Origin of the sequence: Vibrio fortis, assembly GCF_024347475.1 — a bacterium.
GTDB classification, from domain to species: domain Bacteria; phylum Pseudomonadota; class Gammaproteobacteria; order Enterobacterales; family Vibrionaceae; genus Vibrio; species Vibrio fortis.
The window spans coordinates 2444179-2457707 of record NZ_AP025487.1 but is presented as its reverse complement, the minus strand read 5'-3'; the positions used below and the strand labels follow the sequence as shown (position 1 = coordinate 2457707).

Annotated in this window: 14 protein-coding genes; 8 read left to right on the top strand and 6 right to left on the bottom strand. The window is 45.7% G+C overall.

What is annotated here, in order from left to right:
• The first annotated feature begins 4 nt into the window (after positions 1 to 4).
• The 3 genes from OCV50_RS10680 (at position 5) to OCV50_RS10670 (ending at position 1671) form a co-directional block, all read left to right on the top strand.
• The gene (locus OCV50_RS10680; RefSeq protein WP_239841029.1) at positions 5 to 316 is read left to right on the top strand and encodes a c-type cytochrome; all 312 of its coding nucleotides are present in this window, start codon (positions 5 to 7) and stop codon (positions 314 to 316) included.
• Between the two features lie 113 nt (positions 317 to 429).
• Positions 430 to 768, top strand: a complete 339-nt coding sequence (gene glnB, locus OCV50_RS10675; RefSeq protein ID WP_004738609.1) for a nitrogen regulatory protein P-II — start codon at positions 430 to 432, stop codon at positions 766 to 768.
• Between the two features lie 60 nt (positions 769 to 828).
• A complete protein-coding gene (locus OCV50_RS10670; protein ID WP_261903023.1) occupies positions 829 to 1671 on the top strand; it encodes an endonuclease/exonuclease/phosphatase family protein in 843 nt (280 codons plus the stop codon).
• A 10-nt stretch (positions 1672 to 1681) separates the two neighbouring features.
• Here the strand turns inward: OCV50_RS10670 and OCV50_RS10665 are convergent, their stop codons facing one another.
• The 3 genes from OCV50_RS10665 to gloB all read right to left on the bottom strand — a co-directional run bounded on the left by OCV50_RS10665 (position 1682) and on the right by gloB (position 4768).
• Entirely contained in the window at positions 1682 to 2368 is a 687-nt protein-coding gene (locus OCV50_RS10665) for a YIP1 family protein (protein WP_239841027.1), read from the bottom strand.
• Positions 2365 to 3939: a LysM peptidoglycan-binding domain-containing protein gene (locus tag OCV50_RS10660; RefSeq protein ID WP_261903022.1), complete on the bottom strand. Its 1575-nt coding sequence runs from the start codon at positions 3937 to 3939 to the stop codon at positions 2365 to 2367. The genes OCV50_RS10665 and OCV50_RS10660 overlap by 4 nt, the downstream gene beginning before the upstream one ends.
• Before the next feature lie 70 nt (positions 3940 to 4009).
• Positions 4010 to 4768, bottom strand: a complete 759-nt coding sequence (gloB, locus tag OCV50_RS10655; protein WP_239841025.1) for a hydroxyacylglutathione hydrolase — start codon at positions 4766 to 4768, stop codon at positions 4010 to 4012.
• A gap of 53 nt (positions 4769 to 4821) precedes the next feature.
• Here gloB and OCV50_RS10650 point away from each other — a divergent pair, with 53 nt between their 5' ends.
• Positions 4822 to 5601: a class I SAM-dependent methyltransferase gene (locus OCV50_RS10650; RefSeq protein ID WP_261903021.1), complete on the top strand. Its 780-nt coding sequence runs from the start codon at positions 4822 to 4824 to the stop codon at positions 5599 to 5601.
• A 48-nt stretch (positions 5602 to 5649) separates the two neighbouring features.
• Here the strand turns inward: OCV50_RS10650 and rnhA are convergent, their stop codons facing one another.
• On the bottom strand, positions 5650 to 6114 hold the full coding sequence (rnhA, locus tag OCV50_RS10645) for a ribonuclease HI (RefSeq protein ID WP_032551720.1): 465 nt from the start codon (positions 6112 to 6114) through the stop codon (positions 5650 to 5652).
• A gap of 56 nt (positions 6115 to 6170) precedes the next feature.
• On the opposite strand from rnhA, the gene dnaQ reads away from it, so the two are divergent.
• Both dnaQ and OCV50_RS10635 read left to right on the top strand, forming a co-directional pair.
• Complete coding sequence (gene dnaQ / locus OCV50_RS10640) at positions 6171 to 6923, top strand: DNA polymerase III subunit epsilon (protein WP_261903020.1); 753 nt, start codon at positions 6171 to 6173, stop codon at positions 6921 to 6923.
• A gap of 9 nt (positions 6924 to 6932) precedes the next feature.
• The gene (locus OCV50_RS10635) at positions 6933 to 8183 is read left to right on the top strand and encodes a TIGR03503 family protein (protein ID WP_239841021.1); all 1251 of its coding nucleotides are present in this window, start codon (positions 6933 to 6935) and stop codon (positions 8181 to 8183) included.
• A gap of 259 nt (positions 8184 to 8442) precedes the next feature.
• Here OCV50_RS10635 and fadE read toward each other — a convergent pair whose 3' ends face one another.
• Positions 8443 to 10893: an acyl-CoA dehydrogenase FadE gene (gene fadE, locus OCV50_RS10630; protein WP_261903019.1), complete on the bottom strand. Its 2451-nt coding sequence runs from the start codon at positions 10891 to 10893 to the stop codon at positions 8443 to 8445.
• Between the two features lie 326 nt (positions 10894 to 11219).
• On the opposite strand from fadE, the gene lpcA reads away from it, so the two are divergent.
• Positions 11220 to 11795, top strand: a complete 576-nt coding sequence (gene lpcA, locus OCV50_RS10625; protein ID WP_032551724.1) for a D-sedoheptulose 7-phosphate isomerase — start codon at positions 11220 to 11222, stop codon at positions 11793 to 11795.
• 69 nt (positions 11796 to 11864) lie between these two features.
• Positions 11865 to 12710, top strand: a complete 846-nt coding sequence (locus tag OCV50_RS10620; RefSeq protein ID WP_032551725.1) for a class II glutamine amidotransferase — start codon at positions 11865 to 11867, stop codon at positions 12708 to 12710.
• A gap of 87 nt (positions 12711 to 12797) precedes the next feature.
• Here the strand turns inward: OCV50_RS10620 and purN are convergent, their stop codons facing one another.
• The gene (gene purN, locus OCV50_RS10615) at positions 12798 to 13454 is read right to left on the bottom strand and encodes a phosphoribosylglycinamide formyltransferase (RefSeq protein WP_261903018.1); all 657 of its coding nucleotides are present in this window, start codon (positions 13452 to 13454) and stop codon (positions 12798 to 12800) included.
• Between the last annotated feature and the right edge of the window lie 75 nt (positions 13455 to 13529).

The window sequence follows — 13529 nt, the reverse complement described above, 5'->3', positions numbered from 1 at the left end:
AGCAATGAAAAAGATAGCAGTAGGATTTGTCCTTGGACTGGGACTATTAAGTGGCAATGCTCTAGCGGGTGATGTGGCAGCGGGTCAAGCGAAAGCCGCAGTGTGCGCAGCTTGTCATGGCGCTGACGGTATCGCCGTGATCCCAGGTTACCCAAATCTAAAAGGTCAAAACGAGCAATACCTCGTAACATCGATTAACGCATACAAAACTAAACAGCGTAATGGCGGCCTTGCTGCTGTGATGCAGGCTCAAGCGTCAATGTTAAGTGATGCTGACATTGCCAATCTTGCTGCTTACTATGCAAGCCTAAAATAGTTTTACATGTGAATGTGATTTCTAAGCCAGTGCTTGTTAGCGCTGGCTTTTTTCATTGAATGTTTATGATAGCTATTCGATAATGGGCTATTCGTAGAGTTTAAGGGATGAACATGAAAAAAATTGAAGCCATTATCAAGCCATTCAAACTTGATGATGTACGCGAAGCACTGGCTGAAGTGGGTATTACAGGCATGACAGTATCTGAAGTGAAAGGCTTCGGACGTCAAAAAGGCCACACTGAACTTTACCGTGGTGCAGAGTACATGGTTGATTTTCTTCCAAAAGTAAAACTAGAGATCGTTGTGACTGACGAAGTGGCGGATCAATGTGTTGATACCATCATTGAAACAGCGCAAACGGGTAAGATCGGCGATGGTAAGATATTCATTACTGACGTTGAGCGTGTGGTTCGTATCCGCACGGGCGAAGAAGACGAAGACGCCGTTTAAAAAAACATTTACCCTAAAAGGAGCGATTATCGCTCCTTTTTCATTTCTAGGGCACGGTTTATGTTGAAGAAAATACTGTTTGGTTTCGTTGTTGGCTCTGCGCTGGTGTTCGCAAGCTTTAAACTGATTTTCAAGATCCCCGCTCAGCCCAACCTTGTCACTCACTCTCCAACGATTAGCAATGATGTTTACAGTTGTTATCAAAACCCATTACCGCAAGCGATCGATGTTTCCAATGGTTTGAATGTGACGGTGTGGAATATCTATAAACAGAATCGAGATAATTGGCGCTCAGCCCTCAATGCATTGACTAATGAGAGTCAGTTAGTGCTGCTGCAAGAAGCAAGTATGAGTGAAGAGATGCAATCTTGGATCACTAGTGGCTTATGGGGAAGCAATCGCGTCAATGCCTTTGAGGCGTTCAATCAAAGTGCAGGGGTGTTAAACCTTGCATCTCATCTTCCTATTGAGGCTTGTGCTTACACTCATGAAGAACCCTGGTTGCAGCTACCGAAATCGGCGTTGTGGTCGCGTTATCAACTAAGTAATGGTGAGCAGCTTGCTGTTGTGAACATCCACGCGGTTAACTTTACTCTCGGTACAGAAGACTACGTACAACAGTTGTCGGCATTGACATCAACACTAAGAGAGTATCGTGGTCCAATTATCTTTGCAGGAGACTTTAATAGTTGGAGTGAAGCCCGCTTTGATGCACTGCAGAAGGCCTTGAATGAAGTGGGCTTAGCCGAAGTGGCATTTTCGCCAGATCATCGCACTCAGTTTGTGACTGGGTTAGTTCTGGATCATATCTTCTATCGCGGCCTGACCGTTAGAAAAGCAAAAGCGCCCGAATCGGACGCTTCAGATCATAACCCTATGCAGGTTACGTTTGATGTTCAGTAATTAAGCGGGATTAAGACACCAGAATGTACAGTGCCCAAATTAGGTAGTAGCCAACCCAAGGCAGCGCCGAGATTACTAGGGCTTGACCACGTTCAAATTCAGTCCAAGTAAGCACTGCTGCGTAACCGAGCACGATGTACCAAGGCAGTAGTAGTGGGAATGAGCTAGCAAACTGTGACCAATCATTAGTTAGTGGCAGCTTAATAAGGCCATTAATGCTGTTCAGATCAGCGGCGTAGTTCATGACCTGACCATGTTTCAGTAGCAAACTAGCGTAGCTGGCAATATCACCCAGAACCGCAGGGAAAGTTATGACTGAGGCAGCGGCAAACCACTTCCAGTAACCATGTTGATGCTGGCTTGGTTTCGTCGCTAGGTTGAACCAGAAAGCGAGCATTGCAATAGTTAGCGTACGACCAAAGACATCGCTGATGATTTCACTGGCAAGCAGTGTATTGCTATCAAGTAACTCTAATTGATCTGGGTTGGTTTGTGCTAGTTGGCGAGTTAACTCTGCACTTAACCAGGTGAAATCTACGTTAGAAAAATAGGCACCCCAAAATAGAAATGGGCTGAGCATTAAGACAACGTAGGGTTGCCACCCCCAGGCTCCTCGCTGATACAGCGCTAGGAAACACGCAGTTGGAGAACGGAAAATATCCAACAGCATTACGAGTGGGTTACTTGACGGGTTCATACACTTACCTTAGTTACATCAACATACAGTTTGATCTTTTGACCTGGCTGTAAGTACTTCTTGTTTTGCAAAGTGTTCCATTTTACAACATCCGAAGTTTTTACTTTGAACTTTGATGCAATACCGCTGACTGTGTCGCCAGATTTTACGCTGTAGTAGACAGTTCGAATGATCGCACCATCAGAACTGTTCTTCCAGATGACGAGGTTTTGACCAATGCGTAGTGTATCTCGAGGTCCCATGCCGTTCCATTTAGCAAGAGATTGATGAGAGACTTTATTGGCTCGTGCAATCGTCCATAGGCTATCACCACTTTTTACTGTGTGAGTTAGCTTGTATTGGCCACGACTTTTTGACTGCGTGCTGGCTAAGCGGTTAGAGGCACTTAGGGCATACACTTTGTCATCTTTGGTTGATGATGGAATAAGCAGGTGCTGACCAACGCGAATATTGTTATTGGTCATGCCATTTGCACTACGAATCACCTTGCTGGTGGTGTTGTAGCGTTGTGCAAGTACACTGATGCTATCGCCAGATTTCACTTTATAGCGAACCAGCTTCATGCCTTTCCCTTTATTCGCTGCCACTTCTTTATTGAATTGATCAACAGAATTGATTGGGAGCAGGAGTTGCTGGTGTTTTTCTGGTGCAGTAGCCCACTGGTTGTAAGCTGGGTTATAGCTCTGTAGTTCTTTTACTGGGATACCCGCGTAATTAGCCGCAATCGCTAGATCCAGCTGTTCTTGAGGGTTAACCAGTTTAAGAACAGGTTTGTTGGCAATAGGTGGAATGTCAATGCCGTACTTTTCTTGGTTGGCGATGACATCCGCTAGAGCCAGAAGTTTTGGTACATAGCCGCTGGTCTCTTTCGGTAGATCGAGAGAGAAGAAGTCGATTGGTTTACCTAACTTTTTGTTCTTACGGATCGCGCTGTTTACACGGCCACCACCACTGTTATAAGCCGCAATAGCATGGTTCCAATCACCATCAAAGCGCTTGTTCAGTGATTCTAGGTACTCAAGGGCGGCATCAGTTGATGCTGCAACATCACGACGGCCGTCGTACCAGAAGTTCTGCTCTAGGCCATAGTATTTTCCAGTACCCGGAATAAACTGCCACAGACCTGCCGCGCTACCATGAGAATAGGCAAACGCATCAAATGAGCTTTCAACGACCGGCAGTAGTGCTAGCTCAAGTGGTAGGCCTTTCTCTTCGATCTTTTCGGTGATCAAATACAGGAAAGGTTCCGCGCGTTGAGACACTGTCTTTAAATGGTTGGGGTGCTTCAGATACCAAGTACGATAGTAATCGACTTTTTTGTGATTGGGGATATCCATTTCAAGCTGCATCGCAATGCGTTTCCAAACATCTTGTTGTGTTTGTGGAGTAACGACAGGTGCTTCAACTTTTGGTTGTTCTTGCTCTGCTTTTGATACGGAAACTTCCGATTGAGAAATCTCTTTAGCAGGGGGAGTGTTGGTTTGCTCGGAAGCTTGGTCTTGATTATCTGGCTGAGTTAATTGGCAACCAGAAAGTAGTAATACCAAAGCCCAGCTGTACTTAACTCGCATGTTACAGCCTTTTTTTTAAACGGCTGCTGATAATACTTGTCACCCCCTATGAGTGACAAGTCTCTAATTGTTAAAATTCGTTCTTCCACGCACGTAGCGCTGTAAATACTGAAAGAGCGTCAGTTTGCTCAGTTCGGTTAGATACTGATTTAATTACACTTGGTTCACTGTAGCGAAGAAATGGGTTGATCCACTTCTCTAAACGTAAATTTGTCGGAATGGTCGACTTATTCTGTGCTCGTAAGCGGTTCACGTCGTCTCGGTACTGCTGAAGTTGCATATTGTCTGGTTCAACAGCAAGAGCAAATGCGATATTGGCTGCCGTATACTCATGAGCGCAGTAGACTTCAGTTTCTTGAGGTAGAGCTGTAATCTTATTGAGGGCATCAAACATCTGTTGTGGAGTCCCTTCCATAATACGGCCACAACCGGCAGAGAACAGAACATCACCACAGAATAGTTTGCCGTCGCCTACGTAGCCAATGTGACCTGCTGTATGACCGCTTAAGCCAAGTACTAAGAACACTTCATCGAATAGCTCTAGTTGGTCACCATCGTCGACAGGGTGCGTTAGAGTTGGGATTGGTTCATTTTTAGGGCCGACAACATCAATGGTTGGGAATTGTCTAACTAACTCTGGAACGCCACCGATGTGATCGTTGTGGTGGTGCGTAATTAAGATTGCATCTAAAGTTAGCTCATGGCGCTCTAAGTATTCTAGGACTGGAGCCGCATCACCAGGATCGACAACAGCACAACGACGATCGCTATTTTCAATCAGCCAGATGTAATTGTCATTGAATGCAGGTATGCTTTTGATATGTAACATTATTGGTTCTCCAGTCACTTTTAGTGCGACAGAATAAGTGAGACAGATTATTGATGAAGCCAGCACGCAGCCGTAAGAAATTTGAGCGCCCTTATACTTGGGAACAATTACACAATGGCCCATGGCTCCGCGAGTCTATTCAAACTCGTTTGGATGAATGGTGCCCTAAGCTGTTTGGCTATCATATGCTTAAGCTCGGCGGTCTCAGTTGCGAGATATCCAGCTGCACATGCAACATTCAACATCAAGTAAATCTAGATATCCAGAACCCTTTACACAATGTGATTGCAGATGACTATAATTTGCCCTTTTTAGAGAAGAGTTTCGATGTTGTCGTTCTCAGTCATCAATTAGATTATAGCAATGACCCCCACCGGATGTTGCGTGAGGTCGATAGAGTGATGATGGATGATGGCTATATTATCATCACAGGGTTCAATCCATTCAGCTTCACAGGGCTCGCAAGCTTATTACCTTGGCGCAAGAACAGTCTACCTTGGAGTGGCAGAATGTACACACCAAACCGAGTTAAGGACTGGCTAGGCGTACTCAATTATCAAGTTATTCATTGCGATACCTATGCGCTATTTCCAATGAGTCGTTATCGTGCATTTTGGACATGGCTTGAAAATAGCCTTGGTAGCTGTGCTTCAGTCGCGGGTAGTCAGTACTTCATTGTGGCGCGTAAACGCACTTACCCAATCAAGCCAATAAAACCTCATTGGCATCTCAAGCGACGTTTTTCTCCAGTTGGCGCTAGCTTTAGAGCCGGAGTTCGCCGCGCTTCACTTGAGCCATCTCCACTGTCTAATAGCAACAAAAAAGCCGACTGAGGGTCGGCTTCATTTGGTCTCTACCATAGCGGCTTTATTGTTGAATTCTTAACTCGCTTGGTAGCCTGTATCTTCTTCGGTCGGGTTCTCTGCTGCTGTGCGAGCCAGCTCATCACACATCTCATTCTCACGATGCCCAGCATGGCCTTTAACCCAGCGCCAATCTACTTGGTGACGTGCTGTTTCTTTATCCAGCAATTGCCACAGGTCGGCGTTTTTAACGGGTTTTTTGTCGGCCGTCTTCCAACCACGTTTTTTCCAGTTATGAATCCACTGAGTGATACCTTGGCGTACGTATTGGCTATCGGTGGTGAGAATCACGGCACAAGGCTCTTTCAAGGTTTGCAGAGCGACAACGGCTGCCATCATCTCCATACGGTTATTGGTGGTGAGTGAATAACCTTTCGCGAGCGTTTTTTCAGTCTGCTTATAACGGAGTACGATCCCATAGCCACCAGGGCCTGGATTACCGAGACACGAACCATCAGTGAAAATTTCAACTTGTTTCGTCATGATTTGATACTATTACCTTAAGCACATTATCGGCATAGTCTGACACAGTTATCCTTATGAATACCAGTAACAATTCTGAACACCGCTCAAACGCTGAAAACAAGCGCATTGTTGTACTCGATACCGAAACGACAGGTATGAACACCGAAGGCGGGCCACATTATCTTGGGCATCGTATTATTGAGATCGGTGCGGTAGAGATCGTCAACCGTAAATTAACTGGGCGTCACTTCCACGTCTACATCAAACCTGATCGTGCTATTCAAGAAGAGGCGATTGGCGTTCACGGTATTACTGATGAGTTCTTGGTTGATAAGCCTGAGTATCAGGATGTTCACAAAGAGTTTCTTGAGTTTATTAAAGACGCTGAGCTGGTCGCTCATAACGCGCCCTTCGATACGGGCTTTATGGACTATGAGTTTGAGAAGCTCGATCCAAGTATCGGTAAAACCGACGACTACTGTAAGGTGACCGATACCCTTGCGATGGCGAAGAAGATCTTCCCGGGCAAGCGTAACAACCTCGATATTCTCTGTGAGCGATACGGCATTGATAACTCGCACCGAACGCTCCACGGCGCTTTGCTCGATGCGGAGATTCTAGCTGACGTTTACCTACTAATGACAGGTGGGCAAACCTCGCTGCAATTCAATGCGGGACAACAAGAGGGTACCGCGGAAGGGATCCGTCGTGTCGAAAGTGGACGAAAATCGCTAAAGGTTTTGCGTGCAACGGCCGATGAATTAGAAGCGCATAAAAATCGTTTAGATCTCGTCGAGGAGAGTGGAAGCTGCCTCTGGCGTCAGTAGGGAGAGAGTATGTTTAAGGCATTGGCTTGGAGTTGCTTGTTACTTCTTAGTATCAGTGTACAGGCGGCAACAGAGTCCTCAATTCGACTCTTGGATAATCGCTTTAGAGTGGATCCAAGTATCGAACAGATTACGTTTGTTATCTATCGAGCCGACAATTCTCAACCTGTGGTATTGGTTCGCCCGGATGGTAAAAAATACTATTCATGGCGCAATGCAGACAATGTTCGTTGGTACCAAGAGCCATCAATGGATATCGTTTCCATAGACCACCCGATGCCGGGGCCTTGGCAAGCCGTGGGCAAAGTCTCTCCAAAGAACAATATCAAGTTACTTTCTCATCTGGTGCTTGATGCAAAGCAATTCCCAGACAAACTCTATCAAAGCGAAGTGCTGAAGTTCACGGCTCGCCTGACGTCCGACGGCAAGCCTTTAGTACTTCGTGATTTTCTGGATAGGGTCAACCTCAAGGTGACTTTCACCAAGTACATCGAAAACGAAGATGCTTTGGTTCGTGAAGCTCGCCCGGTGCCTGTCATTATGGGTGAATTTGCCGATAACGGTGAAGATCTTGATGAGAAGGCGGGCGATGGTGTGTTCACTGTTGCGTTACCGATTGATATAGAGCCTGGAAAGTACCGAGCTAGAATCACCTCTGGAAACGGGGTATTTCTTCGTGCTCAAGAGCAGCAAGTGCTTGTCTACCCATCACCTATCTCGACGACTTTTATTCAGTCTCGCAAAGAGGGAACGCCTCATACGATTATTGTATCGGGTGAGCAGGGCATGATTGCACCAAGCTCGTTGGCGACTCATGTAGAACATACTGCGCCTGATGAGTATATCTCTTATCAGCAAGGACAAGCTGCGGCTGAAGGTATGAAAGTTTCAATGGAAGTTCCCTATGTTGGAGATTTGGGAATCTATTCTTGGTCTGGACGAGTCTTTGCGACAGATGCTTCAAGCCAGCGCCCATTGATGTTCCCGATTAAACAACAAACCTACAGTGTTGTTGAAGAGATTGATTTAGCCGAATCTCGTCGTCTTCAAGAAGAAGCGTTGGCTGAGCAGAAACGTATTGCCGCTGAGCAACTGTTGTTGAAACAGCGTGAAGAAGAGAGACAACGCAGCATGATCATTATTGGCGTGGGTAATGTCGTCGCTATTCTACTTGGCCTGTTGATCTGGTTTGTTGTTCGTAAAATCCGAGCGAAGAAACAAGCCCAGCCAGAGATGCAACTGTCTGTGCCTAAGTCATAATTAATCGCGAGCTCAACGTCGAATAGTGGCAGTAAAGATACCATCGAGCGCTTATTCAATCGCGGCGTTAAAGCAGATTGGGGTTGATGTGATAGGTATTGATGGCAAGTATTCGCTGCTGGCAAGTCAGTGATTTGGGCTGGTGGCGGATTAGAACTGATTAACCAGCCTTTTCAAACCTAATGAATTAGCTAGAATCAAGTATGAAAAAACGGGACTCAATGAGTCCCGTTTTGCTGTTTGAGTTCGATAGTTCTATCTATGCAACATTATCAATCGACGTCTCTGGGTATTGTGGCTTTGCAGCCAGTTCCTCAGGAGCGAAATCATCAACATTGATGGTGTATAGACGATGCTCTTCAGCACTTTTCAGTAGTGCTGCCTCTTCGGTGGTCAAGATACCTTTATCTAAACCAATTTCAGCGACCAAATCTAAGCGCAGGAATGGACGTCGTTGGCTTGTTTCTTTACAAACCTTATCAAACAATGGCTCTGCTTCTAGAATAACCTCTAGTGCTCGCTCAATCTTACCGACAGCGTTGTGCTCAGTTGGTGCAAGGAATTGTCCGCGACCAAGGCGAGAACGAGTCGCACTTGGGGTCTGGATAATTTGCGCAACTTGGCTATCTAGCTTGTCGCTTGGTGCACGGCGAATACGGCCAAATGGCAGTAAGATAACGCGCAGTAGACGACCAACAACTGGGTTAGGGAAGTTTGCTAGGAACTCATCAATAGCAACTTCTGTTTGACGAAGACTGTCTTGCATACCCCAGTGAACCAAAGCCAGATCTTCTTTATTGCTTCCTTCACTTTCAAAGCGTTTGAGAGTCGCTGAACCAAGATATAGTTGGCTCAAAATATCGCCTAAGCGAGCAGACAGGCGCTCTCTGCGCTTCAAGGATCCACCAAGTACCGCCATCGAGATATCTGACAGTAGCGCTAAGTTAGCACTGTAGCGATTCAGTTGTTGATAATAACGCTTAGTCTCTTTAGCTGCTGGTGTGCTTGAGCCACGACCATCAGTTAAGCCAAACCATAAGCTGCGTACTAAGTTACTCATCGTGAAGCTAACGTGGCCTGCTAGTGCGCTATCGAACTTATCGAGCGCATCGCTGCTCTCAGAGTAAGCGGCATTCATCTCTTCCAATACGTAAGGATGACAACGGATAGCACCTTGACCATAGATGATCATAGAACGAGTTAGGATGTTGGCACCCTCTACGGTAATCGCAATTGGAGAGCCTTGGTAGCCACGTGCTAGGAAGTTTGATGGACCTAAGCAGATGCCTTTACCACCCACAATGTCCATCGCATCAATAATGCTGCGCTGGCCACGATGAGTACAGTGGTACTTAACGATAGCTGAGATAACCGAAGGCTTTTCACCTAGATCGATACCAGCAACGGTTAGGTTACTTGCCGCGTCCATGACGTAGGCGTTACCCGCCAAGCGTGCCAACGGCTCTTCGACACCTTCCATACGACCGATAGGTTGTTTGAATTGGCGACGGATACGTGCATAAGCACCTGTTGCTAGAGCTGCCGTTTTTAGGCCGCCTGTTGAGTTTGACGGCAGCGTGATACCACGTCCAACCGAAAGACACTCAACCAGCATACGCCAACCTTGGCCCGCCATTTTTTGTCCGCCGATGATGAAATCCATAGGGACGAACAGGTCTTGGGCTTGAGTCGGACCATTTTGGAATGGAACGTTCAATGGGAAGTGACGGTTACCAATCTCCACGCCTGTAAGATCTGTTGGGATAAGCGCACAAGTAATACCAAGATCTTGTGTGTCACCGAGTAAGCCGTCTGGGTCGCGCAATTTGAATGCTAAGCCAAGAACAGTCGCTACAGGTGCTAGGGTAATGTAACGCTTGTTCCATGTTAGGCGCATACCTAGAACTTCTTCACCTTGCCATTCGCCTTTACATACGATGCCGTAATCAGGAATAGAGCCGGCATCAGAACCTGCTTCTGGGCTAGTCAAAGCGAAACAAGGAATCTCTTTGCCTTCCGCTAATCGAGGTAAATAGTGATTTTTTTGGTCTTCAGTGCCGTAGTGTTGCAGCAGTTCACCTGGGCCTAACGAGTTAGGTACGCCTACGGTTGATGATAGAACGCTGGAGACACCAGTCAGTTTTTGTAGAACCAGTGATTGCGCATAAGCTGAGAATTCAAGACCGCCGTATTTCTTCTTGATGATCATCGCGAAGAATTTTTCATCTTTAAGGTATTGCCAAACTTCTGGTGGCAAGTCAGCAAGCTCATGGGTGACTTGGTAATCACTTACCATCTCACACACAGTATTCACTGGGCCGTCTAGGAAGGCTTGCTCTTCAGCAGACAGTTTAGGGTCTGCAATATTTTGTAGCTTTTTCCAATCCGGCTTGCCTTTGAACAGCTCTGCTTCCCACCAAACTGTACCTGCTTCCAACGCCTCTTTTTCTGTCTGAGACATAGCTGGCAGCACCTTTTTAAAGACAGTGAGTGCTTTTTGGCTAATGAGTGTTTGTCTGATTGCTGGGACAGCAAAAATAGCGACAGCAAGTAGGTAGCTCAGCCAACCCGTCATGCCAACATCCGCGGCAAAGGTTAGAGCAAACATAGTGGCAGTTAATGCAACGAGTGCACGAGTGATGGTGACTCGATGGTACAGGCAGACACTTAATACGATGGTCATGCACAGTAGAGAGAGCAGTATGTTCATGATCGATTTCCTTTTCAGAGATCACTTATTGTTATGGTTTAGGTAAGAGGTCTAACCAGTTAAGTGTAAACAAAGTATTAAATATTTGTAAAACTCTAATTTGAGTAAAAAGTGATCTAAGTAGAGTTAAAATTCTAATTGTGAGAGGTGTGTGGTGAATAAATGTGCGAATTGAAACCAGAACAACAATAAAGGTGGCAATCTTTTGGCTTAACTGTCGACACTCTTAAATGTTTGTGGGTAAACTCAAGTAAAAGGGGGAAACAACCTCCATTCTCATTTCGCGTGTACTTAAGTGACGCAAAAACATATAAGAGATAAGCCTTATGTACCAAGACCTAATCAAGAGTGAATTAAACGAAGCTGCTGAGGTTCTGAACAAGTTTTTAAGTGATGATCACAACATCGCGCAAATTGAAGCCGCAGCTAAGATGATTGCTGATTCTTTTAAACAAGAGGGTAAAGTGCTGTCTTGTGGTAATGGCGGTTCACACTGTGACGCTATGCACTTTGCTGAAGAGCTAACTGGTCGCTACCGCGAAAACCGCCCAGGTTATGCTGGTATCGCTATTTCTGACCCAAGCCACCTTTCTTGTGTGAGCAACGACTTTGGTTATGACTTTGTTTTCTCTCGTTACGTAGAAGCCGTTGGCCGTAAGGGTGATGTGTTGTTTGGTCTTTCAACGTCTGGCAACTCAGGTAACATCCTGAAGGCGATTGAAGCTGCTCAAGCCAAGGGTATGAAGACGATCGCCCTAACAGGTAAAGACGGCGGTAAAATGGCAGGCTGCGCGGACATTGAAATCCGTGTTCCGCATTTCGGCTATGCAGATCGTATTCAAGAAATCCATATCAAGATTATTCACATCATCATTCAACTTGTTGAAAAAGAGATGGAATAAAACGTAATAACAGATTGGAGCTCGTTGAGTTGAGCTCCATGTTTGGTTGAAGAGGGAGTAGGTTTAACCATGTGTGAATTGCTCGGCATGAGCGCTAATGTGCCAACGGATATTTGTTTTAGTTTTACTGGCTTAATGCAACGTGGCGGTAAAACTGGCCCACACCGAGACGGTTGGGGCATTACCTTCTATGAAGGAAAAGGCTTTCGTACTTTTAAGGATCCGAATCCAAGCTGTGAGTCTAAGATTGCAGAATTGGTTCAAAACTATCCAATTAAGAGCTGTGCCGTAGTGAGCCATATCCGTCAAGCAAATCGTGGTGGTGTTAACCTAGAGAATACTCACCCTTTTACTCGAGAGTTATGGGGTAAGTACTGGACCTTTGCTCATAATGGCCAGTTAACCGACTACGATGACCTTGAAAGTGGTCGTTTCCGTCCGGTAGGCCAGACAGACAGTGAACTGTCGTTTTGTTGGCTGCTTAAGCAGTTAGAAGATCGTTTTCCTGAGCCTCCTCAAGATATGATGGGGATGTTCCGCTTTGTTGCAGAGTGCTGCGATAAACTGCGTGAAAAGGGCGTATTTAATATGCTGCTGAGTGATGGTGAGTATGTCATGACTTACTGCACTAACCATCTTTACTGGATCACGCGACGCGCTCCGTTTGGTAAAGCGAGTTTGATTGATGAAGATGTAGAGATCAATTTTCAGGAAGAGACCACGCCGAATGATGTGGTGAGCGTTGTGGCTACTCAACCATTAACAGACAATGAAGAGTGGGCACGTATGAAGCCTGGCGAGTTTGCACTGTTCCACTTCGGTGAGTTGATTGAGTCTAACCATCAAGCGTTAGCTGATGTGGCTTACGCCCCGAAAAAGGTGGCAAGCCAAGCACCAACGGAACCTTTAGAGTAACCGTTACACTAAGCTCAAAATAATAAAGGCCGCAATGCGGCCTTTTTAGTATTCGAACTTTGGTGTGTTCGTCTCTATAAACAACGATTAATCTTGCGCGTAACCATGCTTACTAAGGACATTTCCGTCGAGTTCTGCATGACCCTCTTTCATCACTAATCTATCGTCACAGAACCATTGACATACCAACGGATAAATTTGGTGTTCTTGCGTTAACACTCGGCTTGCAAGCTCGTCAGCATCATCTTCTGCAAAAACAGGTACCTTAGCTTGCAAGATAACTGGACCACCATCTAGCTCTTCAGTCACAAAGTGGACACTGGTTCCATGCTCTTTGTCTTTGGCATCAATGGCTCTTTGGTGTGTATGTAGGCCAGGGTACTTCGGCAGAAGTGAAGGGTGAATGTTGATCATTTTACCCAAATAATGACGTACAAATTCAGCACTCAGAATACGCATATAACCAGCGAGAACAATTAAGTCTGGTTGGTAGGCGTCAATCTGCTCCATGAGTTCACGGTCAAAATTTTCTCTCGATTCGAATGACTTTGGATCAAGAGAGTGTGCTGGTACCTCTGCGATACGTGCACGCTCTAAGCCATATGCCTCCGCTTTATTTGAGAACACGGCCTTAACAGAAGCATTAATGTGTTGGTTCTGACAAGCATCGAGGATCGCTTGGAGGTTGCTTCCGCTTCCGGATATTAAAACGACAATGTTTTTCTGAGGGGCATTATTTTTCATAGAGGTATCAAACGCGTGTGTGAGAGTAAATAAACAATTTACCTACATATGTTAAGGTTTTCTGGGGCGTAAATA